The sequence below is a fragment of the Pseudomonas sp. R43(2017) genome (assembly GCF_002112345.1).
Classification (GTDB): domain Bacteria; phylum Pseudomonadota; class Gammaproteobacteria; order Pseudomonadales; family Pseudomonadaceae; genus Aquipseudomonas; species Aquipseudomonas kribbensis.
The window spans coordinates 142,453-168,193 of record NZ_NEHJ01000010.1 but is presented as its reverse complement, the minus strand read 5'-3'; the positions used below and the strand labels follow the sequence as shown (position 1 = coordinate 168,193).

20 protein-coding genes are annotated in these 25,741 nt (G+C 61.2%); 9 read left to right on the top strand and 11 right to left on the bottom strand.

Annotated features, from left to right (window positions below; all coding sequences use genetic code 11):
• Positions 1-84: 84 nt before the first annotated feature.
• Positions 85-369 (top strand): BrnT family toxin, encoded by a 285-nt coding sequence (locus CAG02_RS25745; protein WP_085711983.1) that lies wholly within the window; start codon positions 85-87, stop codon positions 367-369.
• A 3-nt stretch (positions 370-372) separates the two neighbouring features.
• A complete protein-coding gene (locus CAG02_RS25740) occupies positions 373-702 on the top strand; it encodes a BrnA antitoxin family protein (RefSeq protein ID WP_085711982.1) in 330 nt (109 codons plus the stop codon).
• A 3-nt stretch (positions 703-705) separates the two neighbouring features.
• Here CAG02_RS25740 and CAG02_RS25735 read toward each other — a convergent pair whose 3' ends face one another.
• A complete protein-coding gene (locus tag CAG02_RS25735; RefSeq protein ID WP_085711981.1) occupies positions 706-1,533 on the bottom strand; it encodes an arylamine N-acetyltransferase in 828 nt (275 codons plus the stop codon).
• Between the two features lie 183 nt (positions 1,534-1,716).
• Between CAG02_RS25735 and CAG02_RS25730 the strand changes: the two genes are divergently transcribed.
• A complete protein-coding gene (locus CAG02_RS25730) occupies positions 1,717-2,304 on the top strand; it encodes a GNAT family N-acetyltransferase (protein WP_085711980.1) in 588 nt (195 codons plus the stop codon).
• A 6-nt stretch (positions 2,305-2,310) separates the two neighbouring features.
• Here the strand turns inward: CAG02_RS25730 and CAG02_RS25725 are convergent, their stop codons facing one another.
• Both CAG02_RS25725 and CAG02_RS25720 read right to left on the bottom strand, forming a co-directional pair.
• On the bottom strand, positions 2,311-3,753 hold the full coding sequence (locus tag CAG02_RS25725; RefSeq protein ID WP_085711979.1) for a mechanosensitive ion channel family protein: 1,443 nt from the start codon (positions 3,751-3,753) through the stop codon (positions 2,311-2,313).
• A 146-nt stretch (positions 3,754-3,899) separates the two neighbouring features.
• Positions 3,900-4,766, bottom strand: a complete 867-nt coding sequence (locus CAG02_RS25720; RefSeq protein WP_085712127.1) for a pirin family protein — start codon at positions 4,764-4,766, stop codon at positions 3,900-3,902.
• Positions 4,767-4,987: 221 nt separating this feature from the next.
• On the opposite strand from CAG02_RS25720, the gene dkgB reads away from it, so the two are divergent.
• The gene (gene dkgB, locus CAG02_RS25715) at positions 4,988-5,791 is read left to right on the top strand and encodes a 2,5-didehydrogluconate reductase DkgB (RefSeq protein WP_085711978.1); all 804 of its coding nucleotides are present in this window, start codon (positions 4,988-4,990) and stop codon (positions 5,789-5,791) included.
• A 4-nt stretch (positions 5,792-5,795) separates the two neighbouring features.
• On the opposite strand, the gene CAG02_RS25710 is transcribed toward dkgB, so the two are convergent.
• The 7 genes from CAG02_RS25710 to CAG02_RS25680 form a co-directional block, all read right to left on the bottom strand.
• Positions 5,796-9,017 (bottom strand): ATP-binding protein, encoded by a 3,222-nt coding sequence (locus CAG02_RS25710; RefSeq protein WP_139831914.1) that lies wholly within the window; start codon positions 9,015-9,017, stop codon positions 5,796-5,798.
• Positions 9,018-9,028: 11 nt separating this feature from the next.
• Entirely contained in the window at positions 9,029-9,655 is a 627-nt protein-coding gene (locus CAG02_RS25705) for a response regulator transcription factor (RefSeq protein ID WP_085711977.1), read from the bottom strand.
• A 155-nt stretch (positions 9,656-9,810) separates the two neighbouring features.
• Positions 9,811-10,230: a chemotaxis protein CheY gene (locus CAG02_RS25700; protein ID WP_085711976.1), complete on the bottom strand. Its 420-nt coding sequence runs from the start codon at positions 10,228-10,230 to the stop codon at positions 9,811-9,813.
• A gap of 145 nt (positions 10,231-10,375) precedes the next feature.
• The gene (locus CAG02_RS25695; protein ID WP_085711975.1) at positions 10,376-11,092 is read right to left on the bottom strand and encodes an MgtC/SapB family protein; all 717 of its coding nucleotides are present in this window, start codon (positions 11,090-11,092) and stop codon (positions 10,376-10,378) included.
• 54 nt (positions 11,093-11,146) lie between these two features.
• Positions 11,147-13,846, bottom strand: coding sequence for a magnesium-translocating P-type ATPase (gene mgtA, locus CAG02_RS25690; protein WP_085711974.1), 2,700 nt, complete (start codon positions 13,844-13,846; stop codon positions 11,147-11,149).
• Between the two features lie 492 nt (positions 13,847-14,338).
• Entirely contained in the window at positions 14,339-15,676 is a 1,338-nt protein-coding gene (locus tag CAG02_RS25685; protein ID WP_085711973.1) for a lysine N(6)-hydroxylase/L-ornithine N(5)-oxygenase family protein, read from the bottom strand.
• Between the two features lie 133 nt (positions 15,677-15,809).
• Positions 15,810-16,292 carry a sigma-70 family RNA polymerase sigma factor gene (locus CAG02_RS25680; RefSeq protein WP_085711972.1) on the bottom strand — a complete coding sequence of 161 codons (483 nt, stop codon included), beginning with the start codon at positions 16,290-16,292 and terminating at the stop codon, positions 15,810-15,812.
• Positions 16,293-16,617: 325 nt separating this feature from the next.
• Here CAG02_RS25680 and CAG02_RS25675 point away from each other — a divergent pair, with 325 nt between their 5' ends.
• Genes CAG02_RS25675 through CAG02_RS25665 form a run of 3 tightly spaced genes read left to right on the top strand, consistent with a single transcriptional unit; the run spans position 16,618 to position 21,157 of the window.
• Entirely contained in the window at positions 16,618-17,781 is a 1,164-nt protein-coding gene (locus CAG02_RS25675) for an efflux RND transporter periplasmic adaptor subunit (RefSeq protein WP_085711971.1), read from the top strand.
• Positions 17,782-19,755, top strand: coding sequence for a MacB family efflux pump subunit (locus CAG02_RS25670; RefSeq protein WP_085711970.1), 1,974 nt, complete (start codon positions 17,782-17,784; stop codon positions 19,753-19,755).
• Between the two features lie 7 nt (positions 19,756-19,762).
• Positions 19,763-21,157 carry an efflux transporter outer membrane subunit gene (locus tag CAG02_RS25665; RefSeq protein ID WP_085711969.1) on the top strand — a complete coding sequence of 465 codons (1,395 nt, stop codon included), beginning with the start codon at positions 19,763-19,765 and terminating at the stop codon, positions 21,155-21,157.
• Positions 21,158-21,215: 58 nt separating this feature from the next.
• On the opposite strand, the gene CAG02_RS25660 is transcribed toward CAG02_RS25665, so the two are convergent.
• Positions 21,216-22,841 (bottom strand): PvdJ/PvdD/PvdP-like protein, encoded by a 1,626-nt coding sequence (locus CAG02_RS25660; protein WP_085711968.1) that lies wholly within the window; start codon positions 22,839-22,841, stop codon positions 21,216-21,218.
• Between the two features lie 217 nt (positions 22,842-23,058).
• Between CAG02_RS25660 and pvdM the strand changes: the two genes are divergently transcribed.
• Both pvdM and CAG02_RS25650 read left to right on the top strand, forming a co-directional pair.
• Positions 23,059-24,429 carry a pyoverdine-tailoring dipeptidase-like protein PvdM gene (gene pvdM, locus CAG02_RS25655; RefSeq protein ID WP_085711967.1) on the top strand — a complete coding sequence of 457 codons (1,371 nt, stop codon included), beginning with the start codon at positions 23,059-23,061 and terminating at the stop codon, positions 24,427-24,429.
• Positions 24,426-25,712 (top strand): aminotransferase class V-fold PLP-dependent enzyme, encoded by a 1,287-nt coding sequence (locus CAG02_RS25650; RefSeq protein ID WP_085711966.1) that lies wholly within the window; start codon positions 24,426-24,428, stop codon positions 25,710-25,712. Before pvdM ends, CAG02_RS25650 begins: the two co-directional genes overlap by 4 nt.
• The last annotated feature ends 29 nt before the right edge of the window (positions 25,713-25,741 follow it).

The window sequence follows — 25,741 nt, the reverse complement described above, 5'->3', positions numbered from 1 at the left end:
CCGCGTTTTATCCACCTAGGCTGAAGTGTTCATGGCGACCGACGGTGCGGCCGCGCTCTTTTTTATACATATAAAGTATGCATAATGAAGTCATTCAAGATTCAGTTCGACAAAAGCAAGAATGCTGCCAACAAACTCAAGCACAGAGGGATCAGCCTCGCCGAGGCCGAACCGGTGTTCTACGACGAACGAGCACTGACCATTGAAGACAACGACCATGACGAGCAACGCTGGATCACACTCGGCACCGACGGCAAGGGACGTTTGCTGGTCGTTGTTTACAGCTATCGGGAGCCGAATATTGTTCGAATCATTTCCGCGCGCACCGCAACACCCAGCGAGCGACGCCAATACTTTCCGGAGACTTGATCAATGAAGGATGAGTACGATTTCAGCCAAGGTAAACGCGGCGCCGTCGCCTCCAACAAGGGCAAGACCCGCATCACCATCATGCTCGATGACGCGGTCATCGAGGCCGCGCGCGAGGTCGCTGAAAGCGAGGGGTATGGCTATCAGACGGTAATCAACAATACGCTGCGCCACGCACTGCTTAACAGCCGTGGCGATGCCGATGAACTCGAGCATTCCATCGGTCAATTCAAGAAAGGCATCACCGCCACCGACCTCAAGAGTCTTGAGAAAAAACTGTCGGCGGCCGTGAACGAAATCCGGCGAGTACTGGAGCCGGATGTAAAACCATAGGTTTCAGTTCGGCTGAATCAAGCGCGCCAGCGCCAGACGCGCACCAGGCTGGTGCGGCAAGCGCAGGCCGAACTCCCGTTCCAGCAATTCGATCAGCTCATCGACATCCGTCACCTCGCGCCGCTCGCTCTCGGCGCCGATGCGATGGATCGCGAAACTGCCGTTGTTCAACGTGCGCCGCCAGCCGTCGCCCGTACGCGCGACCATCAGGCGCTGGGCAAACGGGGAGTCCGGGTGCGTCGAGACGTACCAGTTGCCAAGGGTGTAATCGATGTCTTCCTGGCGTTGCAGATCGAACAGATACATCGGCCGCCATTCGCCGGCGACTCTGGCCCGCAGCATGTAGCCATCGGCTTGCACTTCGATGCGATAGGGTTCATGGGGCGTGGGTTGTTCGGCTTCGGTATCGAGCACCAGCGGCGCGGTCGGTACCATGCCGCCGAAGCCGACGTCGGTGATGTATCGCACGCCGTCGAGGGTCACCAGGCTCAGTCGGTGAGTCCGCGCCGTCCAGCTGCCTTCAGGCTGATTCATGACCACGCGGCCGCTGATGCCCCGCGCATCGAACCCCAGCTCCAGCAACAAGGCCAGAAACAGATTGTTGAGTTCGTAGCAGTAACCGCCACGAGCATCGTCCAGGACCTTGCGCTGGATGGATGGCAGATCGATCAGCACGGGCTCGCCAGAGAGGGTCGACAGATTCTCGAAAGGAAAGGCGCCGGTATGACGCAACTGCAACAGTCGCAGGGTCTCAAGGGTCGGCGCCGGGGGCGTGTCGAACCCCAATCGTTGCAGATACTGTTTCAGATTCGTCAGGCGTGGCTCGCTCATTGCTCGGTCCTTATGCATGGAGACGCGGATCGTTCCGCCGATGGTCGCCATGTATACGGGATCCGGGCATTGAATCGACAATTGATTTCACCAATCGGCCTTGCCGCCTGAACCGGCGGTTGCAACGACTCTGCCCGATGCGGCGTAATAAGCCCTCGCCCGAACTGCCGAGAGCCACGCCCCATGCACATCACACTGGAAGGCCAGGGCATCGTCCTGCGCCCCCTGCAATATTCCGATGCCGACGCCCTGCTCCACGCCGCCGCGGACGGCGAACTGTGGAATCTCACCGTCACTGTGGTGCCGTCGGCGACCACCGTCGACAGCTATCTGAAAAAGGCCCTCGACGGGCGTGAGGCCGGCACGGTCATGCCGTTTGCCATCGTGCTGAAGGAAACCGGCGAGGTGATCGGCTCGACCCGTTTCTGGAAGATAGATCCGCTCAATCGCAAGCTGGAGATCGGCAGTAGCTGGATCTCGGCGCGCTTCCAGAAAACCTTCGTCAACACCGAAGCCAAGTACCTGATGCTGCGCCACGCCTTCGAAGTGCTCGATTGCGTGCGCGTGCAATTCACCACCGACGAAAACAACCAGAAATCACGCAACGCGATCCTGCGTCTGGGCGCACAGCAAGAAGGCATCGTGCGACACGAACGGATCATGCCCGACGGCCGCAAGCGCAACTCGGTGCGTTTCAGCATCATCGATGACGAATGGCCGCAGGTGCGCCAGAACCTCGAACAGAAACTCGCTGGATACGAACGCCGCTGATCCGGCTCAGGCGCGATGGCGCAGCCACTGCAGGAAACCTCTTTTCGGCACGGCTACCGGCGTTTCCTGAGTCAGCGCCTGCGCCTTGAGCAGGCGGAAATCGAGCAGCGCCTTCATTGCATCGTTGATGTCATGACGGGCATCCAGGCAAGGCTTGAGATACGACTTCTCGATGCGGTACAGGGCGCAGAACGTCTTGGCGGAAAAGTCGGCCGGCAACGAGGTATCGGAAAGGATCCCGGCCTCACCGATCACCTCCCCCGGCCCCATGCGTCCTGATTCGAACGGTACGCCGTGCCGGTTCAACGTCACCGAAACCACACCGGACTCGATGATGAACAAATGATCGCTGACCTCCCCGCCCGCCAGAATGATCTCGCCGGCACGGAAGGTTTGCAGGGCCATGTTCTGGCTGAAAGTCTCTTTTTCTTCCTGACGCAGGGTGGAGAAAATCGGCGAGCTGTCAAGCAGCGCCCGTGGCCGTGAGAGGTGGGCCGGAGCGGCGGGTTCGTCGCTCGACAGCAGATTGACTCCGGACGCTTGCAGATGCCGGTAAGCCAGATCGAACAACTGATTGCGTACCGCACGCTTCTCACTCATCGACGCCACGAAACCACTGATTTCATATTCCGCGCCGGCACTGCTCGAACTCTTCAACGCGACGCTTGGCGCCGGGTTGTCCAGCAATGGGCGGCAGCCTTGCATCGCCCGCTCCAGGGCATCGATCACCGAGTTCGGCCGCGCATGGGGGCTGACCTGCACACTGACGGCAACACCGAACATGTTGCTCGGGCGGCTGAAGTTGATGATCTTGGCCTTGGCCGCCAGCGAGTTGGGAATCACCGCCATGCTGCCCTGTGAGGTTTGCAGGCGCGTAGCGCGCCAGTCGATGTCGGTGACCCGCCCTTCCGTGCCGTCGATGGAAATCCAGTCATCGAGTTGATAGGGCTTGGTGGTATTCAGGACGATCCCGGAGAACACATCGCTCAGGGTGCTCTGCAATGCCAGACCGACGATGATTGCCAGCGCTCCGGACGTGGCCAGCACGCCCTTGACCGGCAGGTCCAGAACATAGGCCAGCGCTGCAATGATGGCAATCAGGAAAATCACTGCGCCGAGCAGATCCTGCAGCAGCCGTCCGGTGTGACCGACCCGCTGCATCATCACCGCGCCGATTAACACCGTCAGCGTGCGCGCGCCAAACAGCCACCAGCCGATCTGCAACCCGGTTGCCGCCAGATGCAGCGGCACATTGTCGGCCCACGGCGCCGGCTCCATAGGATTGAGACCTTCGTTGAACAGCAGCACGCTGAACAGGCTGAAAATCAGCACCCGCACCAGCAGCTTCCATTCGCTGCCGTGGGAACTGATCAGGCGCCACAGTCCCAGGTCGAGCAGGATCAGGATCAACGCGCAGAACAACGGATGTTCAGTCAGCAGTGACAGCATCAAACAACTCCGACAGAGGTCAATCGCGAGAAGATCGCACAGATTGGGCTTAGTGTAGGAGCAATTGATTTGGCGGGATAAGGGCTATTGAAGGCCCTCTGAAAAAAAGCTGTGGGAGCCAGCACGCTGGCTCCCACAATGTCGATCTACGCGGGCATCCGTCCAAACCGGCCAGACTGGAAATCAACGAACGCCTGATGAATTTCCTGCTCGGTATTCATCACGAACGGGCCATGACCGACGATCGGCTCATCGATCGGTTCGCCACTGAGCAGTAACACCATCGCGTCCTCGCTGGCCTCAAGCGTCAGGCGGTCACCCTCACGCTCGAATAACGCCAGTTGCCCTACCCCCGCCGACTCCTCGCCGTTGATCCGGACCGAGCCACGCAGCACCACCAGCGCAGTGTTGCGGCCTTCGTGCAGCTCCAGCGTCAGCAACTTGCCGGCATTGAGGCGCAGGTCCCAGACATCGATGGGCGTGAAGGTCCGGGAAGGCCCCTTGTGACCGTCGAATTCACCCGCGATCAGACGCAGGTTGCCGGCACCGTCCCGGAGGGCGACGTTCGGGATATCGCTGTCGAGAATGGTCTGGTAACCCGGTTCAGCCATTTTGTCTTTGGCCGGCAGGTTGACCCACAGCTGCACCATTTCCAGGTTGCCACCCGTTCTGGCGAAATCTGCGGAGTGAAACTCCTCGTGCAGGATTCCGGAAGCAGCCGTCATCCATTGCACGTCGCCGGGGCCGATCTTGCCGCCACTGCCGGTGGAATCGCGGTGCTCCACTTCGCCGTCATAAACGATGGTCACGGTTTCGAAACCACGATGCGGGTGCTGCCCCACGCCACGTCGTTCAGTGGTCGGGGTGAAATGCGCGGGACCTGCATGGTCAAGCAGCAGGAACGGGCTGATGTGCTTGCCCAGGTTGTCGTAGGAAAACAGTGTACGAACCGGAAACCCATCGCCGACCCAGTGGCCGCGAGGGCTGGTGTAGATACCGATGAGGTTTTTCATGGTGGGCTCCGAATTGAGGTTGATCATGGACTGATCATAAATTCACCACGTATTTAGCACTAGTCAGCCAAAATCGGCCTCATCGTTCTACTGATGGAACGATACCGCATCACAGTGATTCGTGACTTTCAGTCAACAGTACTTTGCCCCGACAGCGGTTTTTCTCAAGGAAGCAGCAGCGGATACTTCCGTCCATTCTCACTGCAACCCTGGAGTTCTAGATGTCTGTTCCCGCTTTCGGTCTTGGTACGTTTCGCCTGCAAGGTCAGGTGGTCATCGATTCGGTGAGCACCGCCCTCGAACTGGGCTACCGGGTCGTCGACACCGCGCAAATCTACGAGAACGAAGCCGAGGTCGGCCAGGCTATCGCCGCCAGCGGCATCGCCCGCGAAGAGCTGTTCATCACCAGCAAGATCTGGATCGCCAACTTCGCCAAGGATCGTCTGATCGAAAGCCTCAAGGAGAGCCTGCAAAAACTGCGGACCGATTACCTCGACCTGACGCTGATCCACTGGCCGTCGCCGGAAGATCAGGTGCCGGTGGAAGAGTTCATGGGCGCCCTGCTGGAAGCCAAACGCCTGGGCCTGACCCGGCAGATCGGTGTGTCCAACTTCACCATCGACCTGATGAAACAAGCCATTGCAGCGGTTGGCGCAGAGAACATCGCCACCAACCAGATCGAGCTGCACCCGTACCTGCAAAACCGCAAGGTCGTGGAATTTGCCCAGAGCCAGGGTATTCAGATCACCTCGTACATGACCCTGGCCTATGGCGAAGTGCTGAAGGATCCGTTGATCGTGCAGATTGCCGAGCGCCTGCAAGCGACTCCGGCGCAGGTCACTCTGGCGTGGGCGATGCAATCGGGCTACGCGGTGATTCCGTCGTCGACCAAGCGCGCCAACCTGCAAAGTAACCTCGGTGCCACCGCGCTGACGCTGAGCGACGCCGATATGGCGCTGATCGGCACACTGGAGCGCGGCCAGCGCCTGACCAGCCCCCAAGGCATCGCGCCGCAGTGGGACTGACCGCTCAGGCCTGAAGTTGCTGCGCGAGGTCGTGCATGGCCACGCGCAGCAATTCGATTGCAACGTTCAATGCGGCCTCGGGTTCACCGTCCCCGCAGGCCTGTTCAAGTATCCGGCACGCCGAAACCACGCGCTCGGCACCGATCACATGCGCCCCGCCTGTAATGTGATGTGCCAGATCCTTCAAGCCTGCACGATCACCTTCCCGCCCTGATTCCTCCAGACGTTCCAGGTCGGTACGCAGACTACTCAGCACCTCCTCACGCAACTGCCCGATAAGCGGGTTGTCCGCTCCCGCCAGTTGCAAGAGCGAGCTCAGATTGAAACCGGGCAATACCCGATCGTCCATTCCTCCGACTTTTGTTTCGTCAGGCACTGCGGCCATCAGCGCCAGGTTCAGCTCCCGCAGCAAAACCGGTTTGAACAGACAATCATCCATTCCGGCTGCCAGGCATCGCTGCTTTTCCTCCAGCTGTGCATTGGCGGTATACCCCAGAATCAGACAAGGCGTCCTGCTCGCCGCCGTCTCTTCTTTGCGAATCGCTCGCGCCAGGTCATAACCGTTGAGCCCGGGCAAGTTGATGTCGGTGATCAGCGCATCGAAAGATTGACCGCGCCACAGATCCAGCGCCTGTTCACCACTCCCGATGTCGACAAAGCGATGCCCGAGCTCACTCAACTGCCGACACAGCAGCAGACGATTCACCGGATGGTCGTCCACCACCAATACGTCCAGCGGCTTTGCCGCCGTCACTGTCGGCGTCGCAACGTCCTCCTGAGCGGGCGACTCCAGCACGGGCACTTCAAGGCGCAGCATGACTTGTGTACCTCGTCCGGGTTCACTGGTCATCCACAGGTCGCCGCCCATCATCCGGCACAGGCTGCGGCTGATCACCAGCCCCAGACCGGAACCGCTGCGGGCCGACAACGACTGGTTGCCGACCTGCACAAAGGGGCTGAACAAGCGTTGCTGATCTTCGGCGCTGATGCCCCGGCCGCTGTCCTCGATGACAACGCCGATTTCCAGTAGCCCGTCCCGCACGGCGAACACTTGCAATCGCAGGCTCACATCGCCTTCATCGGTAAACTTGATCGCATTGCTCAGCAGATTCGACAACACCTGTTTGAAACGCAGGGCGTCGAGCAGCACCTCGACATTGCTGCGCTCATCCAGTTCGACATGCCACGACAACTGCTTCTGGCGCGCCACGCCTTCGAAAATCCGACACACCGACAACACCGACTCACGCAGATGGGTGCGTTCGGGGGCCAGTGACAGTTGACCGGATTCAATGCGTGCAATGTCGAGAATATCGCCGATCAATGCCAGCAGTTGCTGCCCCGCCGTGGACGCCACCTGGATAGCCCCACGGTCGGTCACGCCTTCATCGGCATGTTTGAGCGCCAGTTCGAGCATGCCCAGCAAGGCATTCATGGGCGTACGGATTTCGTGGCTCATGACAGCCAGAAAGGTGCTCTTGGCCCGGTTGGCTTCATCCGCCGCGTCCTTGGCTTCCTGCAGTTGAAGCAGCCATTGCTGGCGCTGGCGAATCTGCCGACGCTGAAAGGCGATCCAGCCCAACGCCAGCAGCAACAGCCCGGACGCACCGGCGAATCCAAGCAGGATCTCCCGTCGATGGCGCTGCCAGTAACTGTCATCGGCAACCGCGTCACGGCCCCAGCGCTCGACCAGATCGTCGAGCTCCTTGGGGGCGATGCTCAACAGCGCCTTGTTCAGAATCGAATGCAACACCACGGCATCCGGTGCGGTGGCCAATGCAATCCGGGCGGGCTGATCCCCCACCGTACCGACGATCCGGGTACGCCCCCGGTACTGACGGGAAATCAGATAACGCGCCACCATCAACGAACTCAGCGTGGCATCGGCCTGCCCGCTGACAATCGCTTCCATCCCGGCTGCCGGGCTTGATACTTCGACCAATTTGAGCTGCGGTACTCGCTCCAGCAGGTAATCGCGCAACGGGTGACCGCGATAGATTGCCAGCCGTTTGCCGGCCATGTCGTCCAGGGTTCTTACGCCCGACGCCGATACACCGCTGACCAGCACGAACGGATTGTTCAGATAGGCCCGTGAGAAGCGCATTTCGAGTTCACGCTCGCTGCTGGGTGTCACCACGGGCAGCAGATCAAGTTCCCCGGCCTTCAATTGTTTGATCTGTCGGTCCAGTGACTGCCCCCGTGCGATCTCGAACTTCAGGCCGCTGCGCTGACTGATCAGGCTCAACAACTGCGCCGTAAGCCCCTGCACTTTTCCCTCGGCATCAAAGAACGTCAACGGGGCGAAATCCTCGATCGCACCGACACGTACGCTCGGATGCCGGTCGAGCCACGCCTGTTCACTGCTGCTGAGACTTACCCGCGCTTGCCCCGTCATGTCCGCACGCCCGGCACTCCAGCGCAGTTCCATGGCCAGGCGCTGCTCCATGGGAATGGCCAGCAAGGCCTTGTCGACCAGACGTTTCAAACGGGTATTACTGCGAGTCAGGGCAAAGGCAAACGGGTTGGCGTCGAGGCCCGAAGGGCCGGCCAGTTGCAGGTCGTTATGGAAGTTGATGTTGATCAGATAGCTGGCACTGATGAGATCGCCGAGGTACAGATCATCTCGCCCGAATGCCACGGCGCCGAGGGCATCGAGAATCGAGCGATAACGCTGCAAGGTGGCTTGCGGGTAAGCCTTCTGGATGGTCGAAACCGGCAGGTAGTCATCCACCATGGCGATGCGCTTGCCTGCCAGATCATCGGGCAACGGTTCGTCGAGCCGGGTCACCCACATCGGCTGATCTTCGGCATAGGCGCGAGACAGCATCAGCTCGGGATCGGCAATCTCATAGTTGTTCGAGGTGCCCAGCAAATCCAGTTCGCCGGCCTTGAGCGCGGCCATGGCGCTTTCGCGGTCGGGGTAGCACCAGACCTCGATCCGGACATTCAGCACTTGTGCGATCGCGTCGGCGTACTCGGCCGTGAGGCCTTCCAGTTCATGCCGGTTGCGGGTCAATTCAAAGGGAGGATAGTCCGGCCCGGAGGCGCCGATGCGCAATACCGGGTGTGCCCGAAGCCACTGGCGATCCTGCTCGTCAAGGCGAACCTGCACGCCCTCCAGCCGGGTGCGAGAGATGATTTCCAGTTTTTGCGCGGTCCCGGCTGCCTGCACTGTATTTGCCAAAATGAGGATCAACAGAAGAATGAATTGCAGCGGCCTCATCATGGCGCAGCCTCTCACAGCAGATGGTTGCGTCTGGCAAACTCGCGCAACACCACCAGTGAGCTGACCCCGAGCTTGAGCATCAGGCGAGTCTTGTAGGTACTGATGGTTTTGTGGCTCAGGTTCATCTCCTGGGCGATGTCCTTGTTGGGCTTGCCATGCGCCAATTGCACGAGAATGTGTAACTCGCGATTGGACAATCCTTCGATCTGCTGTCGCTCGTCACTGTGCACACCGGATTGCCCTGCGTTGACTTCAGGCAATTCCTGGAAATAGCTGTAACCCGAACGGACAGCCTTGATCGCACTCTGCAACTGCTGCAACTCGGCAGACTTGGCCACAAAAGCCATTGCACCTGCACGTCGGCAACGCACCAGGTAGCTGTTCGGGTCGGCCGATGAAAAAATCACGATTTTGCAGACCAGCCCGAGGGCGTTGATCCGGTCCAGCACTTCGAGGCCGCCCATGCCCTTGAGCTTTAAATCGAGCACGATCAGTTTCGGCGCGTGCGCACGGATCATCGGCACCACGTCGACGCCACTCGAAGCGACATGAATCGGTTTATAGCCCAGCGACTCCAGAACCATTCTGACGGCACCGACAACCACCGGGTGATCGTCGACGATCAATGCTGAATCCATGACCACTCCCGGGCGAATACATGACGATGACGCCACCGATCCTGCATGAACGGGACGACGGGTAGCTGCGCTACAACTGTTGCACGGGACGCATGGCGAAACACCTGTCAGACCTGACAGTTGCGCCATCGGGCGATCTGTGATTTGGCGCGCCATCACGCAAGGGATTTTGCCGGACACATACACAATGAACGCTTACGTGAAGCATCGACCGACGCCATCAATTGCGAGATGGCGCTCATTGAGGGCAGCGCGGCGTTGCAGCTGGTGATCTTTGGCCGAAAGTATCCGGGAACATCCGATGGGTTCAGCGCTTCGCCGTAGACCAGCGCATGCCGGACCTGCGCCAGATCGAACAGGAAACCGTGCAGATCCGGCATTCCGCCTGCCAGTTGAGAGTCGGTCACCAGTACATCGAACGGCTCGCGACCATAATCGATCAGTGTCAGCAGTTCGGTGAAGTTCTGCACCGGCGCAATGCGGTAGTAATCGAGAGCATTGAACATCCGCTCGATCTTCATCCGGTGAAAGTGCCGGGTGTCGGCGATCAAAATACGCAAGGTTTTGTCGGCCATCGTGGAAGTCCCGCCAGTCGCTTCAAGTGGCGGCAAGACTACCCAAGCATCGAGGCATGCTCTGTAGGACTATTCCGAAAATAACCGTCACTCATCCGGATTGACGGCCACCCATGCCATTGCCGGACGATGGGCGTTCGCCAGGTTACTCCGTGGTACTCGGACTCCAGAACGCCTGCACCACCAGGTTCGACGTTGAAATCCGCTTCACCAGTGCGTCCAGTTCATCGCCGTCCACCGAGGTCGTTGCGAGCGTGGCTTCGATCTCGATTTCGTCGGCACCGAAGGCGTGTACATCGACGTCACTGGCCGGGTAGTTGCTGCGTTCGAGCTCGGCTTCAAGCAAGGCGAACACGGCGGTCTGCTGCGAGCGCCGGGCGATCACGTAGACGATGTTGGTGACTTCCGCCGAAACCACATCCAGCGGCTGGCGGTTGATGTTGTTGACGATCGGCCGCAGCAACGTGTTGGCAGCGAGCACGAATAACGTACCGAGCACGGCTTCGGCCAGCAAGTCGGCGCCGGCACAGGCGCCGACCGCTGCCGAGGTCCAGAGTGTGGCGGCGGTGTTGAGACCGCGCACGTTGCCCTCTTCACGCATGATCACACCGGCGCCGAGAAAGCCGATCCCGGACACCACGTAGGCGACCACCCGCACCGCGCCTTCCGCCCCGCCGAGACGGTTGGCCATGTCGACGAAAATCGCTGCACCGACCGCCACCAGCACATTGGTGCGCAAGCCGGCCGTGCGTTGCCGGTACTGGCGCTCGAAACCGATCAGGCCGCCGAGAATGAACGCCGCGCTGAGGCTGACCAGCGTATCGAGCAGCGAATCGAGGTTGATGTTGTTGATGGCTTGCATGTTGAACTCCTTGAAACGCCCCCCCTTGCTCCCACAAGGGGGGAATTTTTCCTGTTACTGCCAGCCGAAACGGCGGATGTAGAAGCCTTTCACGGCCTGGGTCAGTGCCATGTACGCCAGCAGGATCACCGGCAGGAACACGAAGTACATCGACGGCAGCGCCTGCAGTTTGAAGTAGTGCGCCAGCGGCCCCATCGGCAGGAAGATGCCCACGGCCATGATGATTCCGGTCATCACCAGCAGCGGCATGGCCGCGCGGCTTTGCAGGAACGGAATCTTCGGCGTGCGGATCATGTGCACGATCAGCGTCTGGGTCAGCAGCCCCACTACGAACCAGCCGGACTGGAACAGGGTCTGGTGATCCGGGGTGTTGGCATCGAACACGTACCACATCAAGGCGAACGTTGTGATGTCGAAGATCGAACTGATCGGACCGAAGAACAGCATGAAGCGTCCGACATCCCCTGGCTGCCAGCGCTGTGGCTGTTTCAGCATTTCGTCGTCGACGTTGTCGAACGGGATCGCGATCTGCGAAATGTCATACAGCAGGTTTTGCACCAGCAGGTGCATCGGCAGCATCGGCAGGAACGGAATGAACGCACTGGCGACCAGTACCGAGAACACGTTGCCGAAGTTCGAGCTGGCGGTCATCTTGATGTACTTGAGCATGTTGGCGAAGGTCCGGCGCCCTTCCAGCACGCCCTCTTCCAGCACCATCAGGCTCTTTTCCAGCAGGATGATGTCGGCCGCTTCCTTGGCGATGTCCACCGCGCTGTCCACGGAAATACCGATGTCCGCGGTGCGCAATGCCGGTGCGTCGTTGATGCCGTCGCCCATGAACCCGACCACATGACCGTTGCCCTTGAGGATGCGCACGATGCGCTCCTTGTGGGTTGGCGTCAGTTTGGCGAACACGTTAGTGGTTTCAACGGCCACCGCCAGTTGCGCGTCGCTCATGCGTTCAATGTCGTTGCCCATCAACAGGCCTTGCTGGGCCAGGCCCACTTCGCGGCAGATCTTGGCAGTCACCAGCTCGTTGTCGCCGGTCAGCACTTTCACGGCCACGCCGTGTTCGGCCAGCGCCTTGAGCGCCGGCGCGGTGCTTTCCTTCGGTGGATCGAGGAATGCCACGTAACCGATCAGCGTCAGTTCCTGCTCGTCGCCCAGGCTGTAAGTGTCGCGACCTTCAGGCATCGACCGTGCCGCCACCGCTACCACGCGCAAGCCTTCAGCGTTGAATGCTGCTGTTACCTGACGAATTCTCGCCAGCAATTCATCGCTCAAGGCTTCGTCGACTTCACCGTGACGAACCCGGGTGCACACCGACAACACTTCTTCCACCGCGCCTTTGCAGATCAATTGATGCGGTTGCCCGTGGCCTTCGACCACCACCGACATGCGCCGGCGATTGAAGTCGAACGGAATCTCGTCGACCTTGCGATACGCCGTCCCGACTTTCAGCTCACGGTGGACTTCCACGTGTTCTAGCACCGCCACGTCGAGCAGGTTTTTCAGGCCGGTCTGGTAGTAGCTGTTCAGATAGGCCATTTCCAGCACGTCATCGGAATCCTCACCCCAGACATCGACATTGCGTGCCAGGAAGATCTTGTCCTGAGTCAACGTGCCGGTCTTGTCGGTGCACAGCACGTCCATGGCGCCGAAGTTCTGGATCGCGTCCAGGCGTTTGACGATCACTTTCTTGCGCGACAGGAACACCGCGCCCTTGGCCAGCGTCGAGGTGACGATCATCGGCAGCATTTCCGGGGTCAGGCCTACGGCGATCGACAGTGCGAACAGCAGTGCTTCGGTCCAGTCACCCTTGGTGAAACCGTTGATGAACAACACCAGCGGCGCCATGACGAACATGAAGCGGATCAACAGCCAGCTGACTTTGTTCACGCCTTGCTGGAACGAAGTCACCGCCCGATCGGTTGCCCCGACCCGCAGCGCCAGCGCACCGAAATAGGTGCTGTTGCCGGTGGTGAGAATCACCGCCACCGCCGTGCCGGACACCACGTTGGTGCCCATGAACAGGATGTTGTCCAGCTCCAGCGGGTTGCGCGTGTCGCGATCCGCCTGACGGGGGAATTTCTCCACCGGCATCGATTCGCCGGTCATTGCCGCCTGGCTGACGAACAGATCCTTGGCGCTGAGCACCCGGCAATCGGCAGGAATCATGTCGCCGGCCGAGAGCACGATCAGATCGCCGGGCACCAGTTGCTTGATCGGCAGTTCAGTGCGCGGTGCATCCCGGCGCAGCACGGTGGCGGTGTTGCTGACCATCGCCTTGAGCGCATCGGCCGCCTGGTTGGATTTGCTTTCCTGCCAGAAACGCAGCAGGGTCGAGAGCACCACCATGGAGAAGATCACCGTGGCGGCTTTCAGGTCATCGGTCAGCCACGAGATCACCGCCAACAGGGTCAGCAGCAGGTTGAACGGGTTTTTGTAGCAGTGCCACAGGTGGGTCCACCACGGCAGCGGTTGCTCATGCTCGACTTCGTTGAGGCCATGCTGTGCACGCAGCACATCGACTTCGAAATCGGTGAGTCCGTCGGTGTGAGTGCCGAGGTTCGACAGCAGCACGCCGCTGTCGCAATGGGCGGCATCCACCAGCGTATTGGCCAGGGTGGGCGGCACTTCACGGCTGACCGTGGTGTCGCGAAGACTTTCCAGCACGGCCAGACGACGGAAGTGCCGGGCGATGTGACGGGTCCGCAGGAAGCCTGCGAAAAATTCCTTGAGCGTAAGTTTCATGGCTGTTGCCCCTATGGTCAGCCGGGAAACCGTCAAGCAGGTACGTCCAGCCCTCTGCACCGAAAAATCCGGCACGGCAAGGGTTGGCGCGCCGGTCAAAAAAGACAGGCGTGTCGATAGGGCTGCGATTGCGACAATGAAGTCGAAACCACGCTCTGTTCAGCGTCGATGAGAAGGACGTCGGGACATGGTCTCAGCTGACCATGATCGGGATGCCGCTGCTCGCTGTTCGGCGAGACAACGGCACAAAGGAATGCGCGTTATCTTGCCGAGAATCTGCCGGTTACAAGGACCGGCCGACAACTGTCACTCGAACAAGTACCCACTGTGGGTCTCCGCTATTGATGAAAACGCGCGAAGCTTACGCCCCGATGCCTGGAGAGTAAACCCGTAAAAGGAATGAGGTTGGGGGATGTGGAGGTCATTCAGGAAGGGTTCAGGATTGACCCGGAAACGACTCCCGCGCTCGGCGCGGGAGTCGTCAGGAAGTCATCAGCTGGCAGTGGCCAACAACAAATCCATCACCGAACGGCTGTGCCCACGGTTCTTGCCATGTTCATACAGCGAGCCGGCAATCTCGTCCGCACGGATCGGCAGGATCGACAGCAGCGTATCGCTCAGACCGTGGCTGGCCTGGCAGAAGCCCTGCATGTACAGACCGGCCTTGCAGCGCTCGTCGGTGATCAGTTTGTAGTTGCGATCGACCTCGAAGTCGCCCAGGTACTCTTCCAGCGGCGCCAGCAGTTTGCGGTGCATCTGACGCTCGTAACCGGTGGCCAGCACCACGGCGTCGTAGATGCGCACGGTAACTTCGCCCGTGGCGTTGTTGCGCACCGCCAGTTCGATGCCGCGTTCGGTAGCGGTGGCTTTCTCGACAGTGGTCAGGGTGCGGAACGCGTGGCGTGCCACGCCCGAGACTTTCTGGCGGTAGAAGATGCCGTAGATGCGCTCGATCAGGTCGATATCGACCACCGAGTAGTTGGTGTTGTGGTACTCGTTGACCAGACGCTCACGCTCGCTGCTCTGCTGCTGGAAGATCAGGTCGGTGAATTCCGGCGAGAACACCTCGTTGACGAACGGGCTGTCGTCCGCCGGTTTCAACGCCGAACCGCGCAGGATCATGTCGACCTGCACGGACGGGAACGAATCGTTCAGATCGATGAAGGCTTCTGCCGCGCTCTGGCCGCCGCCGATGATCGCGATGCTCATCGGCTGGTTGTTGACGCACGGTTGTTTGGCCATCTCGGCCAGGTATTGCGAGTGATGGAATACCCGGGCATCGCCCTTGAGCGCCTTGAACGATTCGGGAATGCGCGGGGTGCCACCGGCGCTGACCACCACCGAGCGCGCAGTGCGCACAAATTGCTGGCCGTCGGTGCCACGGGAAATCACCCGCAACGCTTCGACCTGATGGTTGTGCAGCACCGGCTCAATGGTCAGCACTTCTTCGCCATAACGGCTCTGTTCGGTGAACTGCGCGGCGACCCAGCGCAGGTAGTCGTTGTACTCCATGCGGCACGGGTAGAAGGTGCCGAGGTTGATGAAGTCCACCAGACGCCCGTGGTGCTTGAGGTAATTGACGAACGAGTACGGGCTGGTCGGATTGCGCAGGGTCACCAGATCCTTGAGGAAGGAAATCTGCAATTCACTCTGGGTCGACAGCGTATTGCCGTGCCAGCTGTAGGTCGGTTGCTTGTCGAGAAACAGCACATCCAGCTCGCCGAAGGTCGGGGCACGCTCCTGCAGAGCGATGGCCAGCGCCAGGTTCGAAGGGCCGAAACCGACGCCGATCAGATCGTGAACGATGGGCGATGCAATTGCCTGTGTCATTTCCAGTGTCCTCTGGATGAACCCCCGAACAGCGCGGAGGAAGAGCTTGGGTGACCGGCCGGCCCGGGACAGGACAACAGGTCGTCTGTTGAGTAGGAACGAGGACAGTGAAATAAAATTTAACGCAGGTGCTTCAGTGGGCATCCCATTGCTTGATTCGCTGGCGGCAATGCTTCATGGCGTTGACGATGTGCTTTTCCACCAGGGCCTTGGAAATGCCAAGGCGTTCGGCGATCTCGGGATGGGACATGCCTTCGATCTTGCGCAGCAGAAAACTTTCGCGGCACAACGGCGCAAGCTCGGCCAATGCGCGTTGCAACATGTCCAGGCGTTGGCCGTGGTCGAGGGTGCTGTGGGGGGACGGGGTGAAATAGCGCTCTTCGCTGTCGAGCACTTCCAGCGATTCAACCTGACGCAGGGCATTACGTCGATGATCGTCGATCACCAGATTCAGCGCGGTGCGATAGAGGAAGGCCCGGGGTTGTTCGATCGGCGTATCGCTGGAACGCTCCAGTACCCGCACATAGGCGTCATGCACCACATCTTCGGCCACCTGTCGGTTGCCGAGCTTGGCGTTCAGGAAACACACCAGCTCGCGATAGTAGTTTTCCAACATGACTCCCGGCCGCTTGAATGCGGGTCCTGTCCTTGAGCACACCGTTTTTCCGGGCCCCGCGAAGCGGTAGCACGATGGTGGCAACGTGAGGCGCGTAATTTATAGTAATTCTCATATAGATTTAAAGTAGTGATTCTCCTTCGCTGACAAATAGCCCGTTCCGGCAACCTGTAACTTCGTGTGTGAACAGTTAAATTCCCTTGCATATGCATCGTTTACAGGACAGCTCCCCCGTGTCTGTCGTGCCTTGCGACAGCGTTCAGCGACCGACCGAACCTGTTCACCTGCTGAACGACGGGCCGAATTCCACTGGCCGGAACCCTGCATGAAACGTCCCCTCCCCGCCCGCCGTGCCCTGTTCGTTGCCCTTTGCCTGATCCCCGTCATCGCGGTTGCCGCGTGGCAAGTACTGCCGCCCGGTCGTGAAACGCTTGCCACCGTTCAAGTGACCCGTGGCGACATCGAAAACAGCGTGACCGCCCTGGGCACCCTGCAGCCACGTCGCTATGTGGATGTCGGTGCGCAGGCGTCCGGACAGATCCAGAAAATTCACGTCGAGGCCGGTGATGTGGTCAAGGAAGGCCAGTTGCTCGTGGAAATCGATCCCTCCACGCAAAAGGCCAAGCTCGACGCCGGCCGGTTCTCCATCGAGAACCTGAAGGCGCAGTTGCAGGAACAACGCGCCCAGCATGAGCTGGCGCAGCAGAAGTACCAGCGTCAGCAGAAACTCGCCGCCGGGGGCGCTACCCGCGAGGAAGACGTCCAGACCGCCCGGGCCGAAGTACGCGCCACCCAGGCCCGGATCGACATGTTCCAGGCCCAGATCCGTCAGGCCCAGGCCAGTCTGCGCAGTGACGAGGCCGAGCTTGGCTACACACGCATCTACGCGCCGATGTCCGGCACCGTGGTGGCCGTGGGCGCCCGGGAAGGCCAGACACTCAACGCGCAACAGCAGACCCCGCTGATTCTGCGGATCGCACGGCTTTCCCCGATGACCGTGTGGGCCGAGGTTTCCGAAGCCGACATCGGTCACGTCAAGCCGGGCATGACGGCTTACTTCACGACCCTCAGTGGCGGCAGCCGGCGCTGGAGCAGCACCGTGCGGCAGATCCTGCCGGTGCCGCCGCGTCCGCTCGAACAGAGTCAGGGCGCCAGTCCCACCAGTGGTCGCAGCGGCAGCGAACGGGTGGTGCTTTACACGGTATTGCTGGATGTCGAAAACACCGACAACAGCCTGATGACCGACATGACGGCCCAGGTGTTCTTCGTTTCACAGCAGGCACAAAACACCCTGACCGTGCCCACCGCCGCCCTGCAACGCAGCGCCCGTGCAGACTGGCAATCGGCGCAGGTCGTCGCCGCCAATGGCGAGATTCAATCCCGGGAAGTCCGGATCGGCATCCGCGACCGCTTGCGCACGCAAATCCTCGAAGGGCTTGTCGAAGGCGATCACGTCCTGAGCAGTCCGGCCACCGGCAACGGAGGCTGAATGCAAACGCCCCTGATTGACCTGCGGCAGATCCGCAAAGCCTACGGCGGCGGCGACAGCCCGCTGGTGGAAGTGCTGCGCGGCATTGATCTGTCGATTCATGCCGGCGAATTCGTGGCGATCGTCGGCGCCTCCGGCTCCGGCAAATCGACACTGATGAACATCCTCGGCTGCCTCGACCGTCCCAGCAGCGGCGAGTACCTGTTTGCCGGGGAAAATGTCGCCCGGCTGGACACCGACGCCCTGGCCTGGCTGCGCCGCGAAGCGTTCGGTTTCGTGTTCCAGGGCTATCACCTGATTCCGTCCGGCTCAGCCCAGGAAAACGTCGAAATGCCGGCGATCTACGCCGGCACTCCCGCCGCAGAACGTCACGCCCGGGCCCACGCCCTGCTCACCCGCCTGGGCCTCGGCAGCCGCACTGGCAACCGCCCGCACCAGCTCTCCGGCGGACAACAGCAACGGGTGTCGATTGCCCGCGCACTGATGAATGGCGGCCATATCATTCTTGCCGACGAACCCACCGGTGCGCTGGACAGCCATAGTGGCGCCGAGGTCATGACCCTGCTCGACGAACTGGCGGATCAGGGCCACGTGGTGATTCTCATCACCCACGACCGCGAAGTCGCGCAACGCGCCAAGCGCATCATCGAAGTCCGCGATGGCCTGATCATCAGCGATACCGCCGACCCGCAATCACCTGCCGCATCCTCCGCCGGCTCCGGCACATTGCAAGCCGTGGATCTGCGCGAGCGTCTGACCACCGGCAGCACCCAGAGCGGCGCCTGGAAAGGCGAACTGGTGGATGCCGTGCAAGCGGCCTGGCGCGTCATGTGGGTCAACCGCTTCCGCACCGCACTGACCCTGCTGGGGATCGTCATCGGCGTCGCGTCCGTGGTGGTCATGCTGGCGGTGGGCGAAGGCAGCAAACGCCAGGTGATGGCGCAGATGGGGGCATTCGGCTCCAACATCATCTATCTCAGTGGCGCGGCGCCCAACCCGCGCACACCGCCGGGCATCATCACCCTCGATGACGTCGCCGAACTGGCCGCCCTGCCTCAGGTTGAACGCATCATGCCGGTCAACGGTGCGACCGCCGGCGTGCGTTTCGGCAATGCCGACCACACCAGTTACGTGGGCGGCAACGACACCAACTTCCCGACCATCTTCAACTGGCCAGTGATCCAGGGCAGCTATTTCACCCAGGCCGATGAAGACAGCGCCGCGGCCGTCGCGGTGATCGGGACCAAGGTACGCGACAAGCTGCTCAAGGATGTCGCCGATCCTGTCGGTCAGTACATCCTGATCGAAAACGTGCCGTTCCAGGTCCTCGGGGTACTCGCGGAAAAAGGCTCCAGCTCTGGCGACTCGGACAGTGACAACCGGATCGCCGTGCCCTACTCCGCCGCCAGCATGCGCCTGTTCGGCAGCCGCAATCCCGAATACGTGGTGATTGCCGCGCGGGATGCGCGCCGGGTCAAGGAAGCCGAGCACGCCATCGAACAAGCGATGCTGCGCCGGCACAACGGGAAGAAGGATTTCGAGCTGACCAACAACGCCGCGATGATCCAGGCCGAGGCACGCACCCAGGGCACGCTGTCGCTGATGCTCGGGGCGATTGCCGCCATTTCCCTGTTGGTGGGTGGTATCGGCGTGATGAACATCATGCTCATGACCGTGCGCGAGCGTACCCGGGAAATCGGCATACGCATGGCCACCGGCGCCCGCCAGCGCGACATCCTGCGCCAGTTCCTGACCGAAGCCGTGATGCTCTCGGTGGTCGGCGGCATTGCCGGTATCAGTCTGGCGATGCTGGTCGGCGGTGTGCTGCAACTCAGCGGTGTGGCCATGGCGTTCCAGTGGATCGCCGTGATCGGCGCCTTCGGTTGCGCGCTGGCCACCGGCGTCATCTTCGGCTTCATGCCGGCCCGCAAGGCCGCCCGGCTCGACCCGGTCAAGGCCCTCACCAGTGAATGATCGACCTATGAAAGCCCACCTGACACTTCTCGCCGCCAGCGTTTTGCTGGCGGCCTGCGGCAGCCCCGCGCCGCGCCCCGACAGCGGCCTGCAACCACCGCCAACCTGGCAATCGCCGGAACATCCGGGCGCCAGCCAGAGCGATCGACAATGGTGGACGCACTTCGGCAGCTCGGAGCTCGATCAACTGATTGATCAGGCAAGACTGGGCAGCCATGACCTGGCTGCCGCCGTCGCCCGGGTCCGCCAGGCCCAGGCCGGTGCGACCATCGCCGGCGCCCCGCTGCTGCCGGAAATCAAGGCCGGTCTGAATGCCAACCGGCAGAAACTCCTGCACGGTAAAGGCTACAGCCAACTCGATGTGAACCCGAACAAACGCTCGCTGGATTATTACGATGCCGAGTTGAGCGCCAGTTACGAAATCGATTTCTGGGGTGGCAAACGTGCCGCCCGGGACAGCGCGGTGTTCGCCGTGCAGGCCAGTGAGTTCGATCGTTCAACCGTGGAACTGACCCTGCAAAGCGCCGTTGCCAACAGCTACACCCAGGCTTTGGCGCTGCGTGAGCAGGCGCGGATTGCCGAACTCAACCTGGCCAATGCGCAGAGCGTGATGCATCTGGTGCAGACCCGTTACGACGCCGGCGGCGCCACTGCGCTGGAGCTGGCCCAGCAAAAAAGCCTGGTCGCCGAGCAACAACGCAAACTGCCGTTGACGCAGCAACAAGCGCGCGAAGCCCTGATCACCCTGGCTGCACTGCTCGGCCAACCCGTGCAGGAATTGCCATCGCCCAAGCAGTCGTTCGCCCAATTGCAATGGCCGGACATTGCCAGCGGCGTGCCCAGCGACCTGCTGCAACGACGCCCGGACATCGCCAGCGCCGAAGCAAAACTGGCCGCCGCCCAGGCGGATGTCACCGTTGCCCGCGCCGCCATGCTGCCCAAGCTGACACTGACGGCCAGCCTGGGCACCGGCGCCGACCTCGCGGCGGATCTGCTGCGCACCACTTTCTACAATCTGACGTCGGGCCTGGTGGCGCCAATCTTCAACAACGGTCGCCTCGGCGCCGAACGCGACAAGGCCACGGCGCGCCAGGAAGAGCTGCTGGAGACCTATCGCGGCGCGATCATCAATGGCTTTGCGGACGTCGAGAAAGCCCTGACGAGCATTCGCGGTCTCGATGAGCAACGTCAGTGGCAAAGCGAAGAACTGCGCCAGGCACAGACCGCGTTCGATATTGCCCAGAGCCGCTATCAGGCCGGCGCCGAGGATCTGCTGACGGTGCTGCAGACTCAACGCACGCTGTACGCCGCCCAGGACTTGAACGTGCAACTGCGGCTGTCACGCCTGCAGGCCAGCATTGCGCTGTACAAGGCACTGGGCGGGGGCTGGCAAGTGATCTGAAAACAGCCCTGTTCAAGGCAAAAAAAATCGCAGCCCGGTGGCTGCGATTTTTTTGTCTTCAGAGCTGTCGCCCTTTGACCTTCAGGTGCCTGGCGTACCACGGCCGCTGCGGAATCCTGCGGAACAGATCGGCCATGTTGTTTTCATCGCCGAAAGTGATGCGCAACGCCAGTTTCATGGTTTCCGGATCCATCTCCACCGAGCGCCCCACCTGCAGGCCGGGAACGGTGCTGCAACCATGGGTGTCCGGGCCGAGCCACGGGTCATCGACCTCGACCCATCGCCCCGGCGCAAACCATGGCACGCCATTGACCTGCAGACGGCTCACTTCACCCGGATGGAAGCGTTCGTGAGCGCGATACCAGTCCTCGATGCGGTCGTCGATCCAGCCATGGAAACGCCAGAACACCGGGTTCACATGGGAGGAAAACGGGTCGCCGAGGAAGTCGTTTTCGGCGGCGTACCAACGGGCCGCGAAATCCGCCTGATCCCGGGCCATCGGCAGCGGAATATCGTTGGAAGGATCGCGCGCCACTGACGCCCAGCGCATGTGCAGCCAGTCGTGCAGGCCCAGTTCGACTTCCGAGCCGAACTGGCCGAGGGTCAGTTTCGAAAGATAGCGCGGATCGGTGTACTGCGACTCCCAGACCTGGAAGTTGCTGTGATAGGTCTCGGCGGCCTTGATGTCACTGACCCACTTTGTGTATTCGTCATCGCCCTCCGCCAGCCAGGTCGGTGGCAAGGCGTTGCCGTCGTGGTTGTCGAAGTAGCGGGCAAAGCCCTGACGGTCACGTTCCAGCTCCGGTTGCGGCGCGGGGAATCTCGACCACGACGGCAGATCCTGCATCGAACGGGCGACGCCCAGCATGTGCCGATGCATGAAGAAAAAGTCGACGCCCGAGCCGTTGCGATCCTTGCGCGGGCCACGCGCGTCGCGCTCCTTGTCCCGAGGGCCGGGTTGCCAGCCGATGCCACGCAACGCGTCGCGTTTTTTCTCCGACAGTTTGTGCCACTTGTCCCGCGAGGCATGCCAGAGCTGGTGAAACAGGCGATGCTCGGGCGACACCAGCCACGCCAGCAATGTCGGGTTCAGGCCGGTCCGCTCGCGGGCCTCGGGGAAGCGGCGCTTGATGGCGATGAAACGATTGTCGAGTTCCGGCAGAGCCAGCGGTCGGTCCAGCCGCAGCACCTGCCCGGTAAACGTGCCGCTGCCGGCATTGCCGAAGGCCGCCCAGACTTCGTCCAGCTTGACCCTGAACTCATAGACTGCCGGCGCTTGCGGCATGTCCGTACGCATCAGGCGCCAGTAAAGCTCCGCGCCATTGCCAGGGGCCAGATCGCCAATGACTTCATAGTGCGGCGAAGCGTCGGTGCGCAAGCGCGGGCCGGTATCGAGACACCCGCGCAAACCACGCCCGCGCTGGGCAATATCGAGAAACAACTCCAGGCCTTCACGGGGCAGGCCGTCGAGTCCGGCATTGGCCCCCGTGAAGCGGATGTCCCAGATCCCGCGCAGGTTGTCGGCCAGTTGCTGCCCGGCGGTGTCCGCCAGATCGACCGTAGCCTCGCCCGGCGTGATCGGCTCCTCCTCGCGGGTCAGCTCACGATGTGCATAAAAAGCGGCAGGCAGCGCAGCGCCCGTGAGTGCCATGCCCGCCATGAACCAGCGTCGAGAGATCGTCATTGCCCTACCTGTGTCAGCCATGAAGCAGGCTTTATCCAAGCTAGAACGTTTGCTGGATCGGTAAATTTATCGCTGTCCGAAAAGAACCTCGTCATGCCCGGCTGTCTTCGCCCGTTGTTTTGCCGCCACGCTAAATTCTTTGTCGCCTCAGTCGTTCCTCCCAGATAGCAAAGGCCCCTGCGCCTGTAACTCGACGGCGAACCTGAATGAGATGGCAATGACAAAACCGCGTTCGAAAAAGGCTCTATACATTGGCCTGCCGCTGGCCATGGCAATCAGTGCCGGCGCAGGCTTCCTGGCCTGGGATTACTGGTTCAGGGACAACCCCGGCTACCCGGTCAAGGTGATGAAACAGGCCACCGAACTCCAGGACCGGATCCTGTCCTTCGACAGCCACATCACCGTGCCCCTGAGTTTCGGCGCTCACGGCAATGAAGCCGACAAGGATGGCTCCGGGCAGTTCGACCTGATCAAGGCCAATCGTGGGCGGTTGTCCGGCGCGGCACTGACCGTGTTCGGCTGGCCGGAAATGTGGAACGGCCCGAACGCGCCACACCGCCCTACCGACGGTTTCGTCGAAGAGGCGCGCAATCAGCAGGAAGTGCGTTACAAGATCATTTCCGGACTGGTGCGCGACTTTCCCAATCAGGTCGGCATCGCCTACACCCCTGACGATTTCCGCCGACTGCACGGCGAAGGCAAGTTTGCGATCTTCATCAGCATGCTCAACGCCTACCCGCTGGGCAACGACCTGAGCAAACTGGACCTGTGGGCCGGTCGCGGCATGCGTATGTTCGGCTTCAGCTACATCGGCAACAACAGCTGGGCGGACTCTTCGCGCCCGCTGCCGTTTTTCAATGACTCCCCGGATGCGCTCGACGGTCTCTCCGATATCGGCAAACAGGCCGTGCACCGCCTCAATGACCTGGGCGTGATCATCGATGTCTCGCAGATGTCGACCAAGGGCCTGGAACAGGTCGCGCAACTGAGCCGCACCCCGCTGGTGGCTTCGCACTCGGCGCCGAGAGCGGCCGTGGACATTCCGCGCAACCTCAGCGACAAGGAATTGCAGCTGATCAAGAACAGCGGCGGCGTGGTGCAGGTGGTCGGTTTCTCGCAATATCTCAAACCACTGACCCAGGGCACCCAGGACAAGCTCAACGCGCTGCGTGCGCGTTTCGACCTGCCGCCACTGCCGAACCTGGCCATGGCCCTGATGCCGGGCGACCCGATCATCACTGCCTGGTCGGAACAGAAACTTGGTCAGTACGCCAGCGGCCTGTACGGGATTCTCGAAGAAGAGCCGAAAGCCACCCTCAAGGATCTTGGCGACGCCATCGACTACACCGTGCGCAAGATCGGCATCGACCACGTCGGCATCGCTTCCGACTTCAACGACGGCGGCGGCATCAAAGGTTGGGAGAACGTCGGCGAGATCCGCAACGTCACCGCCGAACTGATCCAGCGCGGTTACTCCGAAGCGGACATCGCCAAGCTGTGGGGCGGCAACTTCCTGCGGGTCTGGGAACAGGTACAGAAAGCCGCCAAACCCGCGCTGCTCTCGCGCCAGGACACGACCCGACCATGACCGACCGCCGCACTTTCCTGAAACAGGCCGGCGTACTGGCGGCCACCCTGCCGCTGGGCGTCAGCCTGGCTGCACCGGCCCGGGCGGCCGATCCGCAGGCCTCGCCGCAGGACAAATGGACGACCCTGCGCGGGATGTTCGAACAGGATCCGCAGTCGATCCACTTCGCCAACTTCCTCGTCACCTCACACCCAAGACCCGTGCGTGAAGCCATCGCTCGTTACCGTGCAGACATCGACCGCAATCCGGGCCTGGCCATGGATTGGGATCTGGGCGTCACCGAAAAACGCGAGGAGAACGTGCGGGTCTGGGCCGGCAAATACCTGCAGGCCAGGCCGAGCCAGATCGCCCTCACCGGCAGCACCACCGAAGGTCTGGCAATGATCTACGGCAGCGTGCAGGTGCGTCCGGACCAGGAAATCCTGACCACGGTTCACGAGCATTACTCGACCCGCAACATCCTCGATTTCCGCACCGCCCGCGACGGCACCCGGGTGCGCAAACTCAAGTTGTTCGAGAACCCGCAAGACGTGTCGATGGATCAGGTGCTCGACACTATCAATCGCAATATCCGCCCCGAAACCCGCGTCCTCGGCATGACCTGGGTGCATTCGGGCAGCGGCGTGAAACTGCCGATCGGCGACATCGCCCGCCTCGTCGATGAACACAACCGGAATCGGGACGACAAGGACCGGATCATTTACGTGGTCGACGGCGTGCACGGTTTCGGCGTCGAAGACCTGGATTTCCCGCAGATGAATTGCGACTTCTTCATCGCCGGCACGCACAAATGGATGTTCGGCCCGCGCGGCACCGGGATCGTCTGCAGTCGCAGCGACCAAGTGAAATACGTCAGCCCTAGCGTGCCGACTTTTTCCGAAGCCACGACCTTCGCCAACACCATGACGCCGGGCGGCTATCACGCCTTCGAACACCGCTGGGCGGTGGACGAAGCGTTCAAGCTGCACCTGCAACTGGGCAAGGCCGACGTGCAGGCCCGCATCCATCAGCTCAACAGCTACCTGAAACAGCGTTTGCAGGAACAGCCAGGAATCGAACTGGTGACGCCGGTCGATCCGAAGTTCTCCGCCGGTTTCAGTTTCTTCCGGGTCAAGGGTCGCGACAGCGATGACATCGCCGCCCGCCTGATGAAAAACCGCGTGGTCTGCGATGCGGTCAGCCGCGACGTCGGCCCGGTGATCCGTACCGCGCCCGGCCTGCTCAACACTGAAGCCGAAGTAGACCGTTTCCTCGATTTGCTGGGCAAGACGCTGCGCGCCTGAACCCTGCGCCCCGGTTTCCTTTACACAGA

Excerpts from the sequence above, each read along its gene's own strand:
- CAG02_RS25670 (WP_085711970.1), top strand. The coding sequence starts at position 17,782 with ATGCAAACGCCCCTGATTGACCTGCGGCAGATCCGCAAAGCCTACGGC.
- CAG02_RS25660 (WP_085711968.1), bottom strand. The coding sequence starts at position 22,841 with ATGACGATCTCTCGACGCTGGTTCATGGCGGGCATGGCACTCACGGGC.
- CAG02_RS25650 (WP_085711966.1), top strand. The coding sequence starts at position 24,426 with ATGACCGACCGCCGCACTTTCCTGAAACAGGCCGGCGTACTGGCGGCC.
- CAG02_RS25725 (WP_085711979.1), bottom strand. The coding sequence starts at position 3,753 with ATGCTGTCACTGCTGACTGAACATCCGTTGTTCTGCGCGTTGATCCTG.
- CAG02_RS25695 (WP_085711975.1), bottom strand. The coding sequence starts at position 11,092 with ATGCAAGCCATCAACAACATCAACCTCGATTCGCTGCTCGATACGCTG.
- CAG02_RS25665 (WP_085711969.1), top strand. The coding sequence starts at position 19,763 with ATGAAAGCCCACCTGACACTTCTCGCCGCCAGCGTTTTGCTGGCGGCC.
- CAG02_RS25740 (WP_085711982.1), top strand. The coding sequence starts at position 373 with ATGAAGGATGAGTACGATTTCAGCCAAGGTAAACGCGGCGCCGTCGCC.
- mgtA (WP_085711974.1), bottom strand. The coding sequence starts at position 13,846 with ATGAAACTTACGCTCAAGGAATTTTTCGCAGGCTTCCTGCGGACCCGT.
- CAG02_RS25735 (WP_085711981.1), bottom strand. The coding sequence starts at position 1,533 with ATGAGCGAGCCACGCCTGACGAATCTGAAACAGTATCTGCAACGATTG.
- dkgB (WP_085711978.1), top strand. The coding sequence starts at position 4,988 with ATGTCTGTTCCCGCTTTCGGTCTTGGTACGTTTCGCCTGCAAGGTCAG.
- CAG02_RS25730 (WP_085711980.1), top strand. The coding sequence starts at position 1,717 with ATGCACATCACACTGGAAGGCCAGGGCATCGTCCTGCGCCCCCTGCAA.
- CAG02_RS25705 (WP_085711977.1), bottom strand. The coding sequence starts at position 9,655 with ATGGATTCAGCATTGATCGTCGACGATCACCCGGTGGTTGTCGGTGCC.
- CAG02_RS25675 (WP_085711971.1), top strand. The coding sequence starts at position 16,618 with ATGAAACGTCCCCTCCCCGCCCGCCGTGCCCTGTTCGTTGCCCTTTGC.
- CAG02_RS25745 (WP_085711983.1), top strand. The coding sequence starts at position 85 with ATGAAGTCATTCAAGATTCAGTTCGACAAAAGCAAGAATGCTGCCAAC.
- CAG02_RS25720 (WP_085712127.1), bottom strand. The coding sequence starts at position 4,766 with ATGAAAAACCTCATCGGTATCTACACCAGCCCTCGCGGCCACTGGGTC.
- CAG02_RS25700 (WP_085711976.1), bottom strand. The coding sequence starts at position 10,230 with ATGGCCGACAAAACCTTGCGTATTTTGATCGCCGACACCCGGCACTTT.
- CAG02_RS25685 (WP_085711973.1), bottom strand. The coding sequence starts at position 15,676 with ATGACACAGGCAATTGCATCGCCCATCGTTCACGATCTGATCGGCGTC.
- pvdM (WP_085711967.1), top strand. The coding sequence starts at position 23,059 with ATGACAAAACCGCGTTCGAAAAAGGCTCTATACATTGGCCTGCCGCTG.
- CAG02_RS25710 (WP_139831914.1), bottom strand. The coding sequence starts at position 9,017 with ATGATGAGGCCGCTGCAATTCATTCTTCTGTTGATCCTCATTTTGGCA.
- CAG02_RS25680 (WP_085711972.1), bottom strand. The coding sequence starts at position 16,292 with ATGTTGGAAAACTACTATCGCGAGCTGGTGTGTTTCCTGAACGCCAAG.